This is a genomic window from Micromonospora sp. MGP-C2 (assembly GCF_057766525.1).
Window position 1 is genome coordinate 598,337 of sequence record NZ_JBYMEN010000002.1, and the last position, 18,565, is coordinate 616,901.

Annotated in this window: 19 protein-coding genes; 12 read left to right on the plus strand and 7 right to left on the minus strand. The window is 70.4% G+C overall.

Features of this window, described 5'->3' with window-relative positions:
- The first annotated feature begins 43 nt into the window (after window positions 1-43).
- Genes AC3CF1_RS02370 through AC3CF1_RS02380 form a run of 3 tightly spaced genes read left to right on the plus strand, consistent with a single transcriptional unit; the run spans window position 44 to window position 2,806 of the window.
- Window positions 44-1,198 (plus strand): site-2 protease family protein, encoded by a 1,155-nt coding sequence (locus tag AC3CF1_RS02370; RefSeq protein ID WP_354983970.1) that lies wholly within the window; start codon window positions 44-46, stop codon window positions 1,196-1,198.
- Window positions 1,195-2,187 carry a tRNA (adenine-N1)-methyltransferase gene (locus AC3CF1_RS02375; RefSeq protein ID WP_488449421.1) on the plus strand — a complete coding sequence of 331 codons (993 nt, stop codon included), beginning with the start codon at window positions 1,195-1,197 and terminating at the stop codon, window positions 2,185-2,187. Before AC3CF1_RS02370 ends, AC3CF1_RS02375 begins: the two co-directional genes overlap by 4 nt.
- A 46-nt stretch (window positions 2,188-2,233) precedes the next feature.
- Entirely contained in the window at window positions 2,234-2,806 is a 573-nt protein-coding gene (locus tag AC3CF1_RS02380) for a hypothetical protein (RefSeq protein WP_088948107.1), read from the plus strand.
- A gap of 52 nt (window positions 2,807-2,858) precedes the next feature.
- Here AC3CF1_RS02380 and AC3CF1_RS02385 read toward each other — a convergent pair whose 3' ends face one another.
- Window positions 2,859-3,149, minus strand: coding sequence for a ferredoxin (locus tag AC3CF1_RS02385; protein WP_074309704.1), 291 nt, complete (start codon window positions 3,147-3,149; stop codon window positions 2,859-2,861).
- 177 nt (window positions 3,150-3,326) lie between these two features.
- Between AC3CF1_RS02385 and arc the strand changes: the two genes are divergently transcribed.
- The 7 genes from arc (at window position 3,327) to prcA (ending at window position 11,567) form a co-directional block, all read left to right on the plus strand.
- Window positions 3,327-5,111 carry a proteasome ATPase gene (gene arc / locus AC3CF1_RS02390; protein WP_088948109.1) on the plus strand — a complete coding sequence of 595 codons (1,785 nt, stop codon included), beginning with the start codon at window positions 3,327-3,329 and terminating at the stop codon, window positions 5,109-5,111.
- A gap of 153 nt (window positions 5,112-5,264) precedes the next feature.
- Entirely contained in the window at window positions 5,265-7,271 is a 2,007-nt protein-coding gene (locus AC3CF1_RS02395; RefSeq protein ID WP_354983969.1) for a hypothetical protein, read from the plus strand.
- A gap of 110 nt (window positions 7,272-7,381) precedes the next feature.
- Window positions 7,382-8,899, plus strand: a complete 1,518-nt coding sequence (gene dop / locus AC3CF1_RS02400) for a depupylase/deamidase Dop (protein WP_354983968.1) — start codon at window positions 7,382-7,384, stop codon at window positions 8,897-8,899.
- Window positions 8,900-9,003: 104 nt separating this feature from the next.
- On the plus strand, window positions 9,004-9,219 hold the full coding sequence (locus AC3CF1_RS02405; RefSeq protein ID WP_030332902.1) for a ubiquitin-like protein Pup: 216 nt from the start codon (window positions 9,004-9,006) through the stop codon (window positions 9,217-9,219).
- A gap of 416 nt (window positions 9,220-9,635) precedes the next feature.
- Window positions 9,636-9,926 carry an endonuclease VII domain-containing protein gene (locus AC3CF1_RS02410; protein WP_355162122.1) on the plus strand — a complete coding sequence of 97 codons (291 nt, stop codon included), beginning with the start codon at window positions 9,636-9,638 and terminating at the stop codon, window positions 9,924-9,926.
- Window positions 9,845-10,684, plus strand: a complete 840-nt coding sequence (gene prcB, locus AC3CF1_RS02415; protein ID WP_354983966.1) for a proteasome subunit beta — start codon at window positions 9,845-9,847, stop codon at window positions 10,682-10,684. The genes AC3CF1_RS02410 and prcB overlap by 82 nt, the downstream gene beginning before the upstream one ends.
- 61 nt (window positions 10,685-10,745) lie before the next feature.
- Window positions 10,746-11,567: a proteasome subunit alpha gene (gene prcA, locus AC3CF1_RS02420; RefSeq protein WP_355162124.1), complete on the plus strand. Its 822-nt coding sequence runs from the start codon at window positions 10,746-10,748 to the stop codon at window positions 11,565-11,567.
- Between the two features lie 83 nt (window positions 11,568-11,650).
- Here prcA and AC3CF1_RS02425 read toward each other — a convergent pair whose 3' ends face one another.
- Genes AC3CF1_RS02425 through rfbB form a run of 6 tightly spaced genes read right to left on the minus strand, consistent with a single transcriptional unit; the run spans window position 11,651 to window position 16,924 of the window.
- A complete protein-coding gene (locus AC3CF1_RS02425; RefSeq protein ID WP_488449422.1) occupies window positions 11,651-12,679 on the minus strand; it encodes a glycosyltransferase family 2 protein in 1,029 nt (342 codons plus the stop codon).
- Window positions 12,676-13,980 carry a lipopolysaccharide biosynthesis protein gene (locus AC3CF1_RS02430; protein WP_488449423.1) on the minus strand — a complete coding sequence of 435 codons (1,305 nt, stop codon included), beginning with the start codon at window positions 13,978-13,980 and terminating at the stop codon, window positions 12,676-12,678. The genes AC3CF1_RS02425 and AC3CF1_RS02430 overlap by 4 nt, the downstream gene beginning before the upstream one ends.
- A complete protein-coding gene (locus AC3CF1_RS02435; protein ID WP_354983963.1) occupies window positions 13,977-14,678 on the minus strand; it encodes a glycosyltransferase family 2 protein in 702 nt (233 codons plus the stop codon). The genes AC3CF1_RS02430 and AC3CF1_RS02435 overlap by 4 nt, the downstream gene beginning before the upstream one ends.
- Window positions 14,671-15,042 carry a DUF2304 domain-containing protein gene (locus tag AC3CF1_RS02440; protein WP_112673548.1) on the minus strand — a complete coding sequence of 124 codons (372 nt, stop codon included), beginning with the start codon at window positions 15,040-15,042 and terminating at the stop codon, window positions 14,671-14,673. Before AC3CF1_RS02440 ends, AC3CF1_RS02435 begins: the two co-directional genes overlap by 8 nt.
- On the minus strand, window positions 15,039-15,926 hold the full coding sequence (gene rfbD / locus AC3CF1_RS02445; RefSeq protein WP_488449424.1) for a dTDP-4-dehydrorhamnose reductase: 888 nt from the start codon (window positions 15,924-15,926) through the stop codon (window positions 15,039-15,041). The genes AC3CF1_RS02440 and rfbD overlap by 4 nt, the downstream gene beginning before the upstream one ends.
- Window positions 15,923-16,924, minus strand: a complete 1,002-nt coding sequence (gene rfbB / locus AC3CF1_RS02450; protein ID WP_488449425.1) for a dTDP-glucose 4,6-dehydratase — start codon at window positions 16,922-16,924, stop codon at window positions 15,923-15,925. Before rfbB ends, rfbD begins: the two co-directional genes overlap by 4 nt.
- Window positions 16,925-17,011: 87 nt before the next feature.
- On the opposite strand from rfbB, the gene rfbA reads away from it, so the two are divergent.
- Together rfbA and rfbC are read left to right on the plus strand one after the other, a co-directional pair.
- Window positions 17,012-17,902, plus strand: coding sequence for a glucose-1-phosphate thymidylyltransferase RfbA (gene rfbA, locus AC3CF1_RS02455; RefSeq protein WP_354983960.1), 891 nt, complete (start codon window positions 17,012-17,014; stop codon window positions 17,900-17,902).
- Window positions 17,899-18,522, plus strand: a complete 624-nt coding sequence (gene rfbC / locus AC3CF1_RS02460) for a dTDP-4-dehydrorhamnose 3,5-epimerase (protein ID WP_488449426.1) — start codon at window positions 17,899-17,901, stop codon at window positions 18,520-18,522. Before rfbA ends, rfbC begins: the two co-directional genes overlap by 4 nt.
- Window positions 18,523-18,565: the final 43 nt, after the last annotated feature.

Sequence of the window (18,565 nt, forward strand, 5' to 3'; positions counted from 1 at the left end):
CCGCCGCCCGCCCCACACAGCGACGGTCCGTAGCATCGTGGCGATGGAGCAGACATCCCGGCCGCCGCGCCGACCCGACCGGCGCCCCGGCCTGAACGTCGGCCGGGTGTTCGGGGTGCCGCTGCACCTCAACGTCTCCATGGTCCTGTTCGCGGTGCTCATCGCCGTGCTGTACGCCGAGTTCGCCCGCCGGCAGCTGGACCTGCCGCAGATCAGCGGCTATCTGATCGGCTTCGGCTTCGTGGTGTCGCTGCTCGGCTCGGTGCTGCTGCACGAGCTGGGTCACGCCCTCACCGCCCGGCGGTACGGCATCGGTGTGCGCGGAATCACCCTGGAACTGCTCGGCGGCTACACCGAGATGGACCGGGACGCCCCGTCACCCCGTGTCGACCTGCTGGTGTCCCTGGCCGGCCCCGCGGTCTCCGCGGTGCTCGGCGTCCTCGCGGTCGCCGCCACGCTCGCCCTGCCCCAGGGGACAGTGGCCCACCAGCTCGCCTTCCAGCTCGCGGTCAGCAACGTCATCGTCGCGCTGTTCAACAGCCTGCCCGGGCTGCCGCTCGACGGTGGCCGGGCGCTGCGCGCCGCGGTGTGGGGGCTGACCCGGGACCGGCACCTCGGCACCGAGGTCGCCGGGTGGGCCGGCCGTGTCGTCGCCATCGGCACCACGGTCGTGGTCCTGCTGCTCACCGTCGCCGACCGCCTGGCGCCGCTGGCGCTGCCGCTGATGCTGCTGGTCGCCGTCACCCTCTGGCGCGGCGCCGGACAGTCGATCCGGGCCGCCCGGGTCAGCCGCCGGTTCCCGCTGATCGACCTGTCCCGGCTGGCCCGCCCGGTCTGGCCGGTGAGCACCGGCACGCCCCTGGCCGAGGCGCAACGCCGACGCGCCGACGCCGCTCAACCCGGCGCCGCCTTGCTGGTCACCGACTCCACCGGCCGACCGGTGGCGCTGGTCGACCCGGCCGCCGCCGAGGCGGTCCCCGTCGAGCGCCGGCCGTGGCTGGCGGTGGACGCCGTGGCCCGGTCCCTGGGCACACTTCCCACGCTCACCCTCGGGTGGGACGGCGAGCGGGTGATGGAGGCCGTACAGACCCACCCGGGCGCGCAGTACGTGGTGACGTCAGGCGAAGATGTCGTCGGCATTCTGCACATCGCGGACCTGGCACAGCTCCTCGAACCCAACCGGAAGATGACACCGTGACCGCAACTCCCTCCACCGTCCCCGCCACCCCGGCGCTGACACCCGTGCACCGAGGGCCGTTCCGGCCCGGCGACCGGGTCCAGTTGACCGACCCCAAGGGGCGGATGCACACCGTGACGCTGGAGCCGGGCAAGGAGTTCCACACCCACCGCGGCATCCTGGCGCACGACACGCTGATCGGGCTCCCCGACGGCAGTGTGGTGACCACCGCCGGTGGCGGCACCGCGTTCCTGGCCCTGCGGCCACTCCTGTCGGACTACGTGCTGTCCATGCCGCGCGGCGCGCAGGTCATCTACCCGAAGGACTCTGCGCAGATCGTCGCGATGGGTGACATCTTCCCCGGCGCGAAGGTCCTCGAGGCTGGCGCCGGCTCCGGCGCGCTGAGCTGCTCCCTGCTGCGCGCCGTCGGCACCGAGGGTGAGCTGCACTCGTTCGAGTTGCGTGACGACTTCGCCCAGATCGCCAAGCGCAACGTCGAGGCGTTCTTCAACGGGCCGCACCCGTCGTGGAATCTGCACGTCGGCGACGTCGCGCAGTGCCAGGAGACCGGCTTCGACCGCATCATCCTGGACATGCTGACCCCCTGGGAGACCCTCGACATGGTCGAGCGGGCCCTGGTGCCCGGCGGGGTGTTCATCGGCTACGTGGCCACCACGCCGCAGCTCTCCGAGCTGGTGGAGGCGCTGCGCGAGCGTGGCGGCTGGACCGAGCCGCGCGCCTGGGAGTCCCTGGTCCGCGACTGGCACGCCGAGGGTCTCGCCGTCCGCCCGGACCACCGGATGATCGCGCACACCGCGTTCCTGGTGTCCGCGCGCAAGCTCGCCCCGGGGGTGACCGCGCCGCCGCGTCGGCGCAAGCCCAGCAAGGGCAACGAGGCGTACGCGCAGCGCCGCCAGGACCTGCGTGAGGCGGAGGCGGCCCGACAGGCCACCGCCGCCCAGGCGGCCGGTGCGCAGCCCGACGGTACGGGGGAGATGGACAGGCCGTGACCATCGAGCTGGGCGTGGGCACCGCCGAGCAGGGGGAGGCGCCGGCATGAGCCGACCGGGCTACGGCGGCGGTGACCTTCCCGCGGTCTTTCCCGACTGGTCGCCGTACCAGGATCTGGAGTCGGCGGCGCGGGCCTACCTGCGCGACCCGGACGTCGCCCTGGAGGCACTCGGCGGCGTGCTGCGTGGGGCGTCGGTGCTCGGCTTCACCCTGGAACGCTTCGTCAACGAGGTCAACGGCGTGTGGCAGGAGGTCGTCGTGTGCGACGGCAGCCGCCTGATCCTCTGGCACGGGGAGGACGTACCCCCGGAGGAGGGCCCCCCGGGCTCGATGACCTCGTCGCTGCGGGTGGTGCCGGTCTCGACCGTCACCGAGGTCGGCTGTCGGCGGCGACTCAACCGTGCCGAGAGCGGCGAGATCCGGGTCGACAGCATCGATGTCTACCTGCTGCTGACCTCACTGGACGAGGCGCCGCCGACCGAGGAGATGGCCGGCACGCCACGGCACGACGCGTTGCGCTTCGGCAAGACCCTCGACGATGGCGGGGCGGGTCAGATCGCCCGGCTGGAGGAGTTCGCGCGGCTGGTCGCCTCGGTGGTCGGTCGTCCGATGCTCTGAGGCGTACCCCTTTCGGGGCCGGCCGGGCCGTGCGGCCCGGCCGGTGGGTCGCTCAGTCCTCGGCGTCCGGGCCGGCGACCTCGACACCGTCGCCGCGCACCACGTGGATGCAGTCGCCGGGGCATTCCTTCGCGGAGTCGATCACCTCGAGTCGCAGGTGCTCCGGCACGTCGACGCGGCTGCCCGGCGCCATCCGCAGCTCACCGTCGGCGCCCTTGACGTAGGCGAGACCGTCGATGTCGAACTCGAAAACCTCTGGCGCGTACTGCACGCAGAGCCCGTCGCCTGTGCAGAGATCCTGGTCCACCCAGACCTGCAGCTGATCGGTCGCGACCTCGGCCACGGTGCACCCCCCATGTTCTCCCGTCCTACGCTTCGACGGTACCCGAACGCCGGTAACGGCCCGTCAGGCCACCCTTGGCGATCAAGGTTCGGTGACGAGGGTGTTGCGTGGGACCGAATCGGCCTCATAGCGGCTAGTGTTAGGGCAGAACGTTCAAGCCCCCCGGGGAGGTGGGACGTGGCAGCACGCAGCGACGACGCGGACTCGCGCGCCGCACGGTGGGAGAAGGAAGCCCACGATCTCTCCACGCAGGTCGCGTTCCTTCAGGAGGAACTCGCTCTGGTGCGGCGCAAGTTGACCGAAAGCCCCCGACACGTCCGGCAGCTCGAAGAGCGGCTGGCGGCCACCCAGGCACAGTTGGCGCGGCTGACCGAGAACAACGACCGGCTGGTGAGCACCCTCAAGGAAGCTCGCACGCAGATCGTGACGCTCAAGGAGGAGATCGACCGGCTCGCGCAACCGCCGAGCGGGTACGGCGTCTTCCTGGCCAAGCACGAGGACGGCACGGTGGACGTCTTCACCGGTGGCCGCAAGCTACGGGTCGCGGTCTCGCCCTCCCTCGAGGTGGGTGACCTGCGCCGTGGCCAGGAGGTCCTGCTCAACGACGCGCTCAACATCGTCGACGCGTTCGGCTACGAGCGGGTCGGTGAGGTGGTGATGCTCAAGGAGATCCTGGAGGGGCCGAACGGCGGGCCGGGCGACCGGGCGCTGGTGGTCTCCCACTCCGACGAGGAGCGCATCGTGCACCTCGCCGAGACACTCATCGGCTCGGCGATCCGGGCCGGCGACTCGCTCATGATCGAGCCCCGCTCGGCCTACGCGTACGAGCGGATCCCGAAGAGCGAGGTCGAGGAGCTGGTCCTGGAGGAGGTGCCCGACGTCGACTACGGCGACATCGGTGGCCTTCAGTCGCAGATCGAGCAGATCCGCGACGCGGTGGAGCTTCCCTTCCTGCACGCGGACCTGTTCCGTGAGCACCAGCTCCGCCCGCCCAAGGGCATCCTGCTCTACGGCCCGCCCGGCTGTGGCAAGACGCTCATCGCCAAGGCGGTGGCCAACTCGCTGGCCAAGAAGATCGCCGAACGGCAGGGCAAGGAGAAGCACACCAGCTTCTTCCTCAACATCAAGGGCCCTGAGCTGCTCAACAAGTACGTCGGCGAGACCGAGCGGCACATTCGGCTGATCTTCCAGCGGGCACGGGAGAAGGCCGGCGAGGGCACCCCGGTGATCGTGTTCTTCGACGAGATGGACTCGATCTTCCGGACCCGCGGCTCCGGTGTCTCCTCCGACGTGGAGAACACCATCGTCCCGCAGCTGCTCAGCGAGATCGACGGCGTGGAGGGCCTGGAGAACGTCATCGTCATCGGCGCCTCCAACCGGGAAGACATGATCGACCCGGCGATCCTGCGCCCCGGTCGACTCGACGTGAAAATCAAGATCGAGCGACCGGACGCCGAAGCGGCCAAGGACATCTTCTCCAAGTACATCCTCTCCGGGCTGCCCCTGCACCCGGACGACCTGGCCGAGCACGGAGCCGACGCCCAGGCCACCGTGGCGGCCATGATCGACGCCGTGGTGCTGCGGATGTACTCCGAAACCGAGGAGAACCGCTTCCTCGAGGTCACCTACGCCAACGGTGACAAGGAAGTCCTCTACTTCAAGGACTTCAACTCCGGCGCGATGATCCAGAACATCGTCGACCGGAGCAAGAAGATGGCCATCAAGGAGTTCCTCACGTCCGGCCGCAAGGGGCTGCGCCTGCAGCACCTGCTCGACGCCTGCGTCGACGAGTTCCGCGAGAACGAGGACCTCCCCAACACCACCAACCCCGACGACTGGGCCCGCATCTCCGGCAAGAAGGGCGAGCGGATCGTCTACATCCGCACGCTCGTCTCCGGCGGCAAGGGCGCCGAGGCCGGGCGGTCCATCGAGACCGCCAGCAACACCGGTCAATACCTCTGACCGTCCAGCGGCGGCACCGGATCTCCTCCGGTGCCGCCGCTGCGTGCGTCCGAGCGCGTGCTGCGCCACGCCCAAACACCGGCCGGGCCTACGGTCCTCCGCGTTCCGGCTAGACTGCGGCGACTTCGCCGACTTACCCGAACGAGGACCTTCGTGCGTGCCGACGCCACCGTGCAAATGCCAGCCGTGCTGAGCAGCACCGAAGCTCACGAGCCGGTAACCACACCGACGGCCACCCGGCGTCCCAAAACCAGCCTGCTGCTGGGCCTCCTGCTCGCCTGCTGGCTCGTGCCCCTCGCCGCGAACGCCGTACACGCCGCGTGGCTGCTCCCCCCGGTGGTCCTGCTCGGCACCGCCAGCCTGCTGCGTTCCGGCCGGAGCCTGCTCGACCGGGTGGTCCTCGCCTTCGCCCTGCTCGCCGGCCTCACCTGCGCCGTCGGGCTGCTGTTCACCGTCTGGCCCTGGGGCCTGCACCCGGTGCCGGTCACCGGCCTGGCGCTCACCGTCCTGACCCTGGCCGCCGTGCTCTCCCAGCGCGCACCCCGGCTGCCCCGCCCCAGCTGGTCCGACCTGCTCTCCCTTGCCGCCGCGGCCCTCGCCGCCGGCTACCTCGCCACCCCCTACCTGCGGGCCAGCAGCTTCGGTCAGCGACTCAACCTCGCCATGGTCGGCGAGGACAACGGCCGCCACCCCGCCCTGGTCGACGTGATCGGCCGCGTCGGCGGATACCTCTTCCTCGACCCCGACACCGCCCGCGAGCACATCTTCTCCGGCCTCGTCCACTACCCGCAGGGCTGGCACTTCACCACCGCGCTGCTCGACGGCTTCCTGCGCAGCGCCGGCGACCCACCCACCGGGGCGCGGCTCATGGACCACTACGTGCTCTGGTGCCTCGCCACCTTCGGATTGCTGCTGCTCGCGCTGATCTGGGCCGCCCAGCACGTCGCCGGCCCCCTGCACGCGCTGCGCCGGCTAGTCCTCATCATCGCCGTCACCGCCCTGGTCCTCGGCACCGAACTGCCCCGCCTTTTCGTCGCCGGCTACCCCAGCGAGACGTTCGGCCTCAGCCTGTCGGCGATCCTCATCGCCCTCGTCGTCCGCCCCCTGTACCGGCTGCGCGAACAACTCATCCTGGTCGGGGCGCTGCTGATCGCCATCGGTTTCAGCTACTACCTCTTCCTCTTCCCGACCGGCGCCATGGTGCTCTGCTGGCTCATCGCCGACCGGCGCCGACTCCGTGCCCGCGCCGGCACCGTCGCCGCCATCGCCGTGCCCACCGCCGTGCTGGCCCCGCTGATTCCCCTGCTCGGCCTGCTCGTCGCCGGCCAGAGCGAGGCGCTCGCGGCCCCCGGCGGCACGCCGCCGGTCGAGACCTACAACACCATGCTCGGGCTCGGCGCGGCCGTCGTCGCCGCCGTCCTCGTCCGCACCAACCTCGCCGAGTCCACCTGGCGGCGCTACCTCGTCACCCTCGCCGTGGGCCTTTTCTTCTCCGCCAGCATGGCCGCCGTGAACCTGGCCAACGGCACCCAACCCGCCTACTACTTCGGCAAGACCGCCCACCTGGTCATCGCCGTCCTCATCATCGGCGCCGCCGCGCTCGCGCGACTGCTGCCCGTGCCCGCCCAGAGCACCGACTCCGAGCCGCGGCGTCGCCCCATCACCAGCGCCCTCCCCGCTGTCGCCACCGCCGCCCTGGTGACGCTGGCGGTGCTCGCCGGCACCGGCCTGCTCGGCTGGACCGGCGGATACTTCCACCGCACCGGCAGCAACGGCACCTGGGCGAAGGACTGGGCCGACCGGGACGTCCGGGACGTCACCCGCTCCGCGTCGGTCACGTCCATCGCCTACCGCAACTACCCGGCGATCCCCGGCACGGTCACTCTCGTCGTCGACAAGCAGGGCCTCCAGGGCTACCGGGAGTCGGTCTTCCTGTCCGCGATGCAGGGCACCAGCGGCCAGACCGAACCCGGGATCTACTTCCAGATCTACGACGAACCCGAACGGACCGCGGAGATCCTGCGCCGCGTCCCCCGCCCGCTGCGCCTCATCGTCGCCCACCCGGAGGCCCAGCAGGCCATCGACCGCGCGCTCAAGGCAGACCCGACCCTGCGCGACGGCCTCACCATGGTGCCGCTCAAACCCACCACGCCCCGCTAGCCGCGCCGCGCCGGCCGACAGGGCCGCGCGATGCGCCATCGCGCAGACTAGTCTCGATGGTGTGAGCGGCGGGCACGCCGGCTCCGTGGACGAGCGAAGCGAGTGGTCGCATGTCGGTACGTCGGATCATGGGCACCGAGGTCGAGTACGGCATCTCCGTGCCGGGACAAGCTGGAGCCAACCCGATGGTCACCTCATCGCAGGTGGTCAACGCCTACGGTGCGCGCCCGGAACTCAACCGGGGCGGGCGGGCCCGCTGGGACTACGAGGAAGAGTCGCCGCTGCGCGACGCCCGTGGCTTCACCTACTCCGGCGCCGCCTACGACCCCGCCGAGGCACTCGCGGACGAAGACCTCGGCCTGGCCAACGTGATACTCACCAACGGCGCACGCCTCTACGTGGACCACGCCCACCCCGAATACTCCACCCCGGAGGTCACCACCCCCCGCGACATCGTGCGCTGGGACAAGGCCGGCGAGCGGGTGATGGCTGAAGCGTCCCGCCGCGCCGCCACCATCCCGGGCACCCAGCCGATTCACCTCTACAAGAACAACACCGACAACAAGGGCGCCAGCTACGGCGCCCACGAAAACTATCTGATGCGTCGGCAGACACCGTTCGCCGACATCGTGGCGTACCTGACGCCGTTCTTCGTCACCCGGCAGATCGTCTGCGGCGCCGGCCGGGTCGGCATCGGTCAGGACGGCGGGCAGAGCGGCTTCCAGATCTCCCAGCGTGCCGACTTCTTCGAGGTCGAGGTGGGCCTGGAGACCACGCTCAAGCGCCCGATCATCAACACCCGCGACGAGCCGCACGCCGACGCCGACAAATACCGCCGGCTGCACGTCATCATCGGCGACGCCAACCTCTCCGAGATCTCCACCTACCTCAAGGTCGGCACCACCGCGCTGATCCTCACCATGATCGAGGAGAAGGCGCTCGGGGCCGATCTCGGCATCGCCGACCCGGTCAGCGAGCTGCGCGCCGTCAGCCACGACCCCACCCTGACGCACCGCATGCGGCTGCGCGACGGCCGCCGGCTCACCGCCCTGGACCTGCAATGGGCCTACCTGGAGCGGGTCCGGTCCTTTGTCGACGACCGGTACGGCACCGATGCCGACGAGCAGACCGTCGACGTGCTCGACCGCTGGGAAAGCGTCCTGGACCGGCTGGGCCGGGATCCGATGCTCTGCGCCGACGAGTTGGACTGGGTGGCCAAGCTGCGGCTGCTGGAGGGTTACCGGGAGCGGGAGAAGCTCGCCTGGGGCTCACACAAGCTCCAGCTGGTCGACCTTCAATACTCCGACGTCCGGCCGGAGAAGGGGCTCTACCACCGCCTGGTCAGCCGGGGGGCGATGAAGACGCTGCTCACCGACGACGAGACCCGCACCGCGATGACGCAGCCGCCGGAGGACACCCGGGCCTACTTCCGTGGCCGCTGCCTGGCCCAGTACGCCTCCGAGGTGGTCGCCGCGAGCTGGGACTCGGTGATCTTCGACGTGGGCCGGGAGTCGCTGGTCCGGGTCCCGATGATGGAGCCGGAGCGGGGCACTCGCGCGCACGTCGGCGCCTTGTTCGACCGCTGCGCCAGCGCCAAGGACCTGCTGGAGACGTTGACCGGGGGCTGAACACACGTCCGGATGCCCGTCGTGTGCCGCAAGCCGGCGCGCGGCGGGCTTTTCGTCGCCCGCGCGAGGTAAGTTCATCGCAGACGATCGTGGAGGAGGCAGCAGTGGCCACTCATGACAGCGGCGGCCAGTCGCAGTCCGGCAAGTCCCGTCAGGGCGAGGAAATCGAGGACGTCACCACCGAGGCCAACCCTGAGGTGGCCGAGCGGCACGCCGAGATCACCGAGGATGTCGACGACCTTCTCGACGAGATCGACTCCGTCCTCGAAGAAAACGCAGAGGAGTTCGTGAGAGGTTACGTACAAAAAGGCGGGCAGTGAGCATATAGGGTTAATTCGGGCATGCCTAGAGCGAGCGATGATCGAGACGGGCTTCGTCGCTGCCGAGATTGCAGCGAATGGAAGGCGCTCGATCAGTTCTGTGCGAGCTCCAAGAGGCCGGACGGGCGGGGAAGTTACTGCAAGCCCTGCTTCAACGAGCGGTCAAAGGCAAGCTATGCGCGTCGGGTGAAGGCAAAGTTCGACCGTGAGGTGCGCGAGCGTCGCATCGTGCCGAGGGCCACAGGTTCTGTTCGGCCTGCGATGCGGTCAAGCCGTTCGATGCCTTCCCCCGTAACCGGGCGGACAACTCCGGTTATGCCACCTACTGCAAGCCCTGCCGCAACGCCAGGACCAGAGAGACCAAAGAGCGGCTGTACGGGGGTAACCGCGAGTACCACCTGCGGCGGCGGTACGGCGTGGGGGAGAAGGAGTTTCAGGAGCTCCTGGCCGAGCAGGGCGGGGTCTGCGCGATCTGTGGCGGTGCCGACCCACAACATCTGGACCACGATCATCGCACCGGATGGGTGCGCGGGATACTCTGCTTCAACTGCAACGGTGGTCTTGGCCAGTTCCGTGACAGTCCCATGAGGCTGGCCAGGGCGATCACGTACCTGAGAGGAACCACGTGGCAGCGGGCTTTGATCCATCCGGGCGTCTACCAGATGTGTTCACCAACGCGGGGACGTCCTCCTTCACGACGTTTCTGAGTCGGGTGGCCCCCGAGATGCTGCCCGGTCGGCGACCGCTGCCGCCGGGCATGGCCGCCGACCTGGCGCCGCACGCGACGACCATCGTGGCCATCGCGGCCGCCGAGGGCGTGGTGATGGCGGGCGACCGACGGGCCACCATGGGCAACCTGATCGCCCAGCGCGACATCGAGAAGGTGCATCCGGCCGACGCGCATTCGCTGGTCGGCATCGCGGGCACCGCGGGCATCGGGATCGAGCTGATGCGACTGTTCCAGGTGGAGCTGGAGCACTACGAGAAGATCGAGGGCGCGATGCTCTCGTTGGACGGTAAGGCCAATCGGTTGGCCTCGATGATCCGGGGCAACCTGGGGGCAGCCATGCAGGGGTTGGCCGTGGTGCCGCTCTTCGCCGGCTTCGACCTGGCCGCCGCGGACCCGGCGCGGGCCGGTCGGATCTTCAGCTTCGACGTGACCGGTGGCCCGTACGAGGAGACCGGCTACGACGCGATCGGGTCTGGGTCGCTGTTCGCCAAGTCCGCGTTGAAGAAGCGGTTCCGGGCCGGGATTTCCGTCGCCGACGCGACCCGGCTCGCGGTCGAGGCGCTCTACGACGCGGCCGACGACGACACCGCGACGGGCGGGCCCGACCTGACCCGGCGGATCTACCCGGTGGTGATGACCGCGACCGCCGAGGGCACCTACCGGCTCACCGACGCCGAGACGGCGACGATCGCCGAGGGCGTGGTCGCCGGCCGGATGGAGAACCCGGGCGGCTAGTCCCCGACCACCCCCACCAGCCAGCAGTCGTCAGCACAGCGCCGTAAGGAGAACCGCCGCCGTGGCAATGCAGTTCTACGCCTCGCCCGAACAGATCATGCGCGACCGCTCCGAGCTGGCCCGTAAGGGCATCGCCCGGGGGCGCAGCGCCGTGGTCCTGAGCTACTCCGGCGGGGTGCTCTTCGTCGCGGAGAACCTCTCCAGCGCCCTGCACAAGGTCAGTGAGATCTACGACCGGATCGGCTTCGCCGCGGTCGGCCGTTACAACGAGTTCGAGAACCTCCGTCGGGCCGGCGTGCGGATGGCCGACCTGAACGGGCTCAGCTACGACCGCCGGGACGTCACCGGCCGGGCCCTGGCCAACGCGTTCGCGCAGACCCTGGGCGCGATCTTCACCGAGCAGTCGAAGCCGTTCGAGGTGGAGATCTGCGTGGCGGAGGTCGGGGCCACAGCCGCCGACGACGAGCTGTACCGGCTCACCTATGACGGCTCGGTCAACGACGAGCCGGGGCGGATGGCGATGGGTGGCCAGGCCGAGGCCATCACCGGCGTGCTGAAGTCCCACCATCGGCCGGACATGTCGCTCGGGGAGGCGGTCCAGGTCGCCGTGCAGGCGCTGAGCAGCGTCGGTGGGGAGGGCGGGGCGGCTCGGACGATCGCCGCGAACCAGCTTGAGGTGGCCGTGCTGGACCGTCAGCGGGTCGGTCGGACGTTCCGGCGGATCACCGGCGCCGCGCTGACCGCGCTGCTGGACGGGAAGGCGGCACCGCCGGCGAGCGACCTGCCGGACACGCCGAGCGTGCCGACCGGGGAGGCGGGGAAGCCGACCAGCTCGGCGGGCTCCGCGGATCTGGAGGATCGGCCTGGCCAGGCCGACAAGTGATCGGGTAACGCGAAGCTGATCGGGTAACGCAAAGCGTCGGGGACCGCACCGCGGTCCCCGACGCTTTTTCGGTGCCGGTCGGGTCAGCGGCGCTGCAGCAGCGGCCGGGCGAGGGCCCAGTAGCCGGCGGCGACCGCGTTGAAGACGCCCATGCCGGGGGGCGAGTCGACGTTGGAGGGGGCGACCCGGGCGGTCATAAGCTCGGCGATCACTCCGTCGGGCACGGTGCGTTCGGTCTGGAGTTGACGGCGGCGGGCACCGACCCAGGATCGGTTGCGCCACAGCCAACCCCAGCCGCGGGTCTTCTGCTTGGTCCAGCCGCCGGCCAGCGCGGCGGCGAGCATGGCGGCCTCGGTGAGCAGCAGCATCGGTGCGAGCACCACCAGCGTCCGGGTCTGGTACGCGGTGAGCAGGGTGACCAGGCGGTTGCGTTCCACCAGGTAGAGCTTCAGGTCGTTGCGGGAGAACTCGTAGTGGTGGCACACGACGGCGTCGGGGACGTACTCCAGCCGCAGGCCGCGTTGCCAGAGCCGCAGGCTGAGTTCGGTGTCTTCGTGGTAGGCGAAGTATTCGGCGGCGAAGCCGTCGAGCTCCTGCCACCGCTGGCGGCTGATCACGAAGCAGCAGCCGCTGAGCGAGGGCACGCTGGTGCGTACGGCGTGGGCGGTGGCGGGTTCGCCGTTGCCGCCGGCCCAGGACAGCCCGGTGAAGTGCAGCGGGTTGCCGGAGGTGTTGATCAGCTCGGGGGTGTCGGCGAGCCGGATGGAGGCCATCGCGGCGCCGACGCCCGGTTCGGCGGCGACGGCTACGGTCTTGGCGAGGGCGTCCGGGGCGACGATGGCGTCGGAGTTGACGAAGGCGAGCCAGTCTCCGGTGGCCTCGGCGGCGCCGACCCGGCACCCGCCGGAGTAGCCGGTGTTCTGTTCGGGGCGGACGACCCGCACCTGGGGGAAGCCCTTGACGATGTCGATGCCGTCGCCGGTGCAGCCGTTGTCGACGACGACCAGGTCGATGTCGATGTCGGTGCTGGCCAGGATGGCTTGGGCGGCGTCGACCAGGTACGGCTCGGCGCCGTAGGCGAGCATTACCGCGGTCACCTGTGGGCGGGTCATCGGATGCCTCCGGATACGGCGGGGGTGACGGCGTCAGTGAGGGGCCGGGCGGGGGGTCGGCGGACGCCGCCGCGCAGCAGCACTGCCATGGTGGCGGCCACGATGACGGAGCCGATGGTGTACGCCAGCTCGACCCGGAGGATCACCGGCGCCGGGAGCAGCGTCACGATGATCAGGGCGGCGACGCCGACGGTCCAGGCGAGGGCCTGGGCGCGGTGCCGGTCGAGGGCGAGTAGGGCCTGGCCGAGCACCATCGCCCAGAGGTAGGCGAGCGTGGCGGCGGCCAGCCAGGCGAAGTCGCCGTGGCCGAGGACGCCGGGGGCGTCGAAAAGCACGCCGACCAGCCACGGGCCGAGCAGCACAGCGCCGACGGCCCCGGTGAGGCCGAGCGCGGTGACGATGCCCACCGCCCGGCGCAGCAGGCTGTAGAAGCCGGCCTGGTCGCCGGTGGTGGCGGTGGTGGCCAGCCCGGGCAGCAGTGAGGCCTGCATCGAGCCGAAGACGAACAGCGGGATGCGGACCAGCACGAGGGCGGAGAGCAGTGCGCCGGCGGCCGCGGTGTCGGAGGGGGCGAGCAACTGCAGGTTGATCACGCCGACGTTAACCACGACCTGGGAGAGCAGGCTGGATGCGGTGAGCAGCCCGAGGCCGCGCAGGAGGGTGGCCCAGGCGACCGGCGGGCCGCCGCCGATGGCGCGCAGCACTGGCGGCAGGGTGAGCAGGACGCTGGCCAGCGGGGCGACGACGAGCACGACGCCGTACCAGATGGGGGAGGTCACGCCGGCCAGCCCGAGCAGGGCGACCATGACGATGCGCAGCCCGCCGTCGATGCCGAGTTGGGTGCCGTACCAGGGAAAGAGCTGCAGGCCGGAGAGGACACCGCGGGTGGCGTAGGCGACGGCCATCGCGGCGAGCGCGCCGACGAGCACGGTGACCATGGTGCCGTCGCCCTGGAAGAGACGGTCGGCGAGGAGTTGGCGGCCGGCGGTGACGGCCAGCACCAGCACGGCGAGCATCGCGGCGGCGACGGTGACGCCGCGGGCCAGCACCGGCCCGGGGGGGAGCCCCTGGCTGTGCCGGGCGGCGACGACCCGGGCGACTTCCTGCTCGATCGGCATGAAGACGCCGATGCCGAGGGTGAACACGATCGACCAGAGCACCGACAGGCGGTTGTAGTCGGCCCCGCTGAGGCTGTGGCCGGCGACGGCGAGGTGGACGTAGGAGGCGAGGCCAAGAAGACCCAGCCCGGCACCAACAGCGATGGTGCCGGGCGGGATCAGGCGTAGCAGGCGACTGATCACCGGCGAATGAGCGCCAGCGTGAGGACGGCGAATGCGCGACCGAGGTAGATCATCGCCCGGGCGGGGGAGTGGCTGGGCGTGCCGGCCATCCGCTTGCGCATGGCGACGGGCACCTGCTGGATGCGGTATCCGCGTCGGGCGGTGTGCACCAGGGTCTCCACCGTGTCACCGAGGTACTCCGCCGGGTACCAGGTGGCGAACATCTCGATGACCCGCCGGTTGGCGGCCCGGAAGCCGGAGGTGGTGTCGGTGAGTTTGGTGTGGGCGACCTTGGACAGCACGGCGGAGAGCATCACCATCGCCCAGCGGCGGGGGCCGCGGACGTTGTAGTCGCCCTCGCCGGCGAACCGGGCGCCGATGACCAGGTCGTTGTCGTCGAGCAGGTCGACGAGCTTCGGGACGTACCGCGGGTCGTGCTGACCATCGGCGTCGATCTGGATGGCGACGTCGTAGTCGTTGTCGCGGGCGTAGCGGTAGCCGAGGCGCATGGCACCGCCGACGCCGAGGTTGTACGGCAGTTTGGCGACGCGGGCGCCGGCGGCCACGGCGACGGCCGCGGTGCGGTCGGTGGAACCGTCGTCGACGACGAGGACGTCGACGCCGGGCAGTTCGCCACGGACCTCGCCGACGACGTCGGCGATGGAGCCCGACTCGTTGAGAGCCGGAATGATGATCAAGGTGCGCTTGCCGTTAACCATCGGTGGACACCAGTTCGTCTCGGGCTGCCCGGTCCGCGTCGATCTGCGCGCGGAGCAGGGCGAAGTCTTCGGCCAGGGTGCGGGTCTCTTCTTCGAGGGCGCTGACCTCCCAGCTCAGGTGCACGCACACGAGCAGCAGGAAGACGATGCCGAGGAAGAGCACCAGGCTGACACCGGAGGCGACGCCGAGGAGTTCAGCGACGTTGTCGAGCAGCCGGGGGAACAGTGACAGCGGGATCACGACGACCAGAACGGCGAGCCAGAGCATGCCGTACTTCTCGCGCAGCTGACGGCGGCGCAGCAGCTCGACGATGGTGCCGAGGAGCAGCAGGCCGGTCAGGCCGGTGACGAGGGTGAGCTTCATGCGACCTTCCACGGGGCGGGTGGAGCGGGGGAGTGGAACGCGTCAACCAGGGCGCTGTGCCAGTCGGGAAGCGGCGGCAGACCCGCGGCCGCCCAGCGGCTGTGCCCTAGCACACTGTACGCAGGCCGGGTAGCGGGACGCGGATACCGGTCGCTGGTGGTGGGTCGGATCCGGTCCGGATCCAGCCCGGCCAGCGCGAACGCGGCACGGGCCAGCCCGTACCACGTCGTCTGCCCGGCGCAGGTGCCGTGGTAGACGCCCGGCGTGGCGTTCCCGGCCAGTGCCGCGTCGGCGAGCGCGACCAACCGCTCGGCGAGCGCGTACGACCAGGTGGGTTGGCCGTGTTGGTCGTCGACCACGTCGAGGTGTTCGTGCTGGGTGGCGAGCCGGAGCATGGTGGACACGAAGTTCGGGCCGTGCGCGCCGTAGAGCCAGGCGGTGCGGACGACGTACCCGGTGTCGGGAAGCAGCCGCGCGACGGCCTCCTCGCCGACCAGCTTGCCGCGTCCGTAGGCGTTGACCGGCGCGGTGGGCGCGTCCTCCGGGTAGGGGGTGTGCGCGTTGCCCGCGAGGACGTAGTCGGTGGAGACCTGGATCAACCGGATTCCGTCGGCGGCGCACGCCTCGGCCAGGTTGGCCACGCCCCCGCCGTTGACGGCGGTCGCCGCTGCCTCGTCGGTCTCGGCGCCGTCGACGTTGGTCCAGGCCGCCGCGTTGATCACGACGTCGTGGCCGGTCACCGCGTTGCGGGCCGCGGCGGGGTCGGTGATGTCCAGGTCAGCGCGGGTGGCGGCGGTCACCTTGAGGTCGGGCCGGGCCGTCAGGACGGCGACCAGGTCCTGCCCGAGCATGCCGCCGGCGCCCGTGACGAGAACGCGGCTCATGCGGTCGGTGCCGACTTCAGCGGTTCCCACCAGGCCCGGTTCTCCCGGTACCAGGCGACGGTGTCGGCGAGGCCCTGGTCGAGGGTGATGCTGGGGGTGTAGCCGAGTTCTTGGTTGATTTTGGTGATGTCGAGGGAGTAGCGGCGGTCGTGGCCCTTGCGGTCGGTGACGGGGACGACGCGGTCCCAGCCGGCGTCGCAGGCGTCCAGGAGCAGGCCGGTGAGTTCCTTGTTGGTCAGTTCGGTGCCGCCGCCGATGTTGTAGACCTCGCCGGCGCGGCCCTTGTGCTGGACCATGGCGATGCCGCGGCAGTGGTCGTGGACGTGCAGCCAGTCGCGGATGTTGGCGCCGTCGCCGTAGAGGGGGACGGTGGCGCCGTCGAGCAGGTTGCTGACGAACAGCGGGATGACCTTCTCGGGGAACTGGTAGGGGCCGTAGTTGTTGGAGCAGCGGGTGACGACGACGTCCATGCCGTGGGTGCGGTGGTAGGACAGGGCGAGCAGGTCGGAGCCGGCCTTGGACGCCGAGTAGGGGGAGTTCGGTGCGAGGGGCCAGGTTTCGGTCCAGGAGCCTTCGTCGATGGAGCCGTAGACCTCGTCGGTGGAGACGTGCACGAAGCGGCCGGTGCGGTGGCGCAGCGCGGCGTCGAGCAGGGTCTGGGTGCCCAGCACGTTGGCGGTGACGAACGGCGCGGCGCCGGCGATGGAGCGGTCGACGTGTGATTCGGCGGCGAAGTGCACGATGACGTCGTGGTCGGCGACGACTTCGTCGACCACGACGGGGTCGCAGATGTCGCCTTGGACGAACCGTAGCCGCGGGTCGTCGCGGACGGGGTCGAGGTTGGCCATGTTGCCCGAGTAGGTCAGCTTGTCGAGCACGGTCACGACCGCCGGCTCGAGCGGCGGCACGCCGTCGGCACTGCCGAGGGGCTTGCCCAGCAGCAGGCGAACGTACTCCGACCCGATGAATCCGGCTCCGCCGGTGACGAGGATCCTCACGGGTCGGGAAGTGTACGCGAAGTTCGTCGCAGAGGGTGAGGCCCGACCCCCCGGCACGCCCGGCATTTGTGCGGCTAGGCTCTCCCGGTGCGTGGAATCCTACTTGCGGGCGGCACCGGATCCCGGCTCTGGCCGATCACCCGGGCGGTCTCGAAGCAGCTGATGCCGGTCTTCGACAAGCCGATGGTCTATTACCCGCTCTCCACCCTGGTGATGTCCGGGGTCCGGGAGATCCTGGTGATCACCACGCCGGACGACCAGGACCAGTTCCGTCGGCTGCTCGGCGACGGCAGCCAGTTCGGGCTGCGACTGGAGTACGTCAGCCAGGAGCGCCCGGAGGGCATCGCGCAGGCGTTCATCCTCGGTGCGGACTTCATCGGCGACGAGTCGGTGGCGCTGGTCCTCGGCGACAACATCTTCCACGGCGTCGGTCTGGGCCGGCAGCTCGCCGAGCACGGTGACCTGGTCGGCGGGCGGGTCTTCGCCTACCAGGTGGCCAACCCGCAGGAGTACGGCGTGGTCGACTTCGACGACGCGGGCCGGGTCCTCTCGATCGAGGAGAAGCCAGCCCGGCCGAAGTCCCGGTACGCGGTGCCCGGCCTGTACTTCTACGACAACCGGGTGGTGGAGATCGCCCGCAAGCTCACCCCGAGCGCCCGCGGCGAGCTGGAGATCACGGCGGTCAACGAGGTGTACCGGGAGACCGGCGAGCTGTCGGTGACCGTGCTGGATCGGGGCACCGCCTGGCTGGACACGGGCACGTTCACCTCGATGATGCAGGCAGCCGAGTTCGTGCGGGTGGTCGAGGAGCGGCAGGGCCTGAAGATCGGTTGTGTCGAGGAGGTGGCCTGGCGGGCCGGCCTCATCGACGACGACCAGCTGCGCGCGCTCGCCGCACCGTTGACCAAGAGTGGCTACGGCGACTACCTGCTCGGCCTCCTGGCCGAGCCGGACGGCCAGCACGGGGCGGCCTGGTGAAGATCCGGGAGCTGAGCATCGCGGGCGCCTGGGAGATCACCCCCCAGCAGCACGGCGACCCGCGCGGCATGTTCATGGAGTGGTACCGCTTCGACAAGCTCGCCGAGGCGGTGGGCCACCCGATGCGGCTGGCCCAGGCCAACCTGTCGGTCTCCGCGCGTGGCGTGGTCCGCGGCATCCACTTCGCCGACGTCCCGCCCGGGCAGGCCAAGTACGTCACCTGTGTGCGCGGCGCGGTCCTCGACGTGATCGTGGATCTGCGGGTGGGTTCGCCGACCTTCGGCCGCTGGGAGGGCGTCCGGCTGGACGACACCGACCGTCGGGCGGTCTACCTCAGCGAAGGGCTGGGGCACGGTTTCTGCGCGCTGACCGACGACGCGACGCTGAGCTACCTCTGCTCGACCACCTACAACCCGACCGGCGAGCACGCGGTGCACCCGCTGGACGAGGAGCTGGGCATCGAGTGGCCCGCCGACGTCCCACTGCTGTCCGCCCGCGACGACGCGGCGCCGACCCTCGCCCAGGCCCGCGAGCGGGGTCTGCTGCCGGAGTACGACACCTGCCAGCGGTTCGTGGCGAGCCTCGGGCCGGACGGAATGTCGCACTCAACCGGTATGTGACCACGCCCGGAGTACGACCTGTGGTGTGACAGTGACGAACGGG

Excerpts from the sequence above, each read along its gene's own strand:
- AC3CF1_RS02370 (WP_354983970.1), top strand. The coding sequence starts at position 44 with ATGGAGCAGACATCCCGGCCGCCGCGCCGACCCGACCGGCGCCCCGGC.
- AC3CF1_RS02380 (WP_088948107.1), top strand. The coding sequence starts at position 2,234 with ATGAGCCGACCGGGCTACGGCGGCGGTGACCTTCCCGCGGTCTTTCCC.
- dop (WP_354983968.1), top strand. The coding sequence starts at position 7,382 with ATGTCGGTACGTCGGATCATGGGCACCGAGGTCGAGTACGGCATCTCC.
- AC3CF1_RS02425 (WP_488449422.1), bottom strand. The coding sequence starts at position 12,679 with ATGACCCGCCCACAGGTGACCGCGGTAATGCTCGCCTACGGCGCCGAG.
- AC3CF1_RS02435 (WP_354983963.1), bottom strand. The coding sequence starts at position 14,678 with ATGGTTAACGGCAAGCGCACCTTGATCATCATTCCGGCTCTCAACGAG.
- AC3CF1_RS02440 (WP_112673548.1), bottom strand. The coding sequence starts at position 15,042 with ATGAAGCTCACCCTCGTCACCGGCCTGACCGGCCTGCTGCTCCTCGGC.
- rfbD (WP_488449424.1), bottom strand. The coding sequence starts at position 15,926 with ATGAGCCGCGTTCTCGTCACGGGCGCCGGCGGCATGCTCGGGCAGGAC.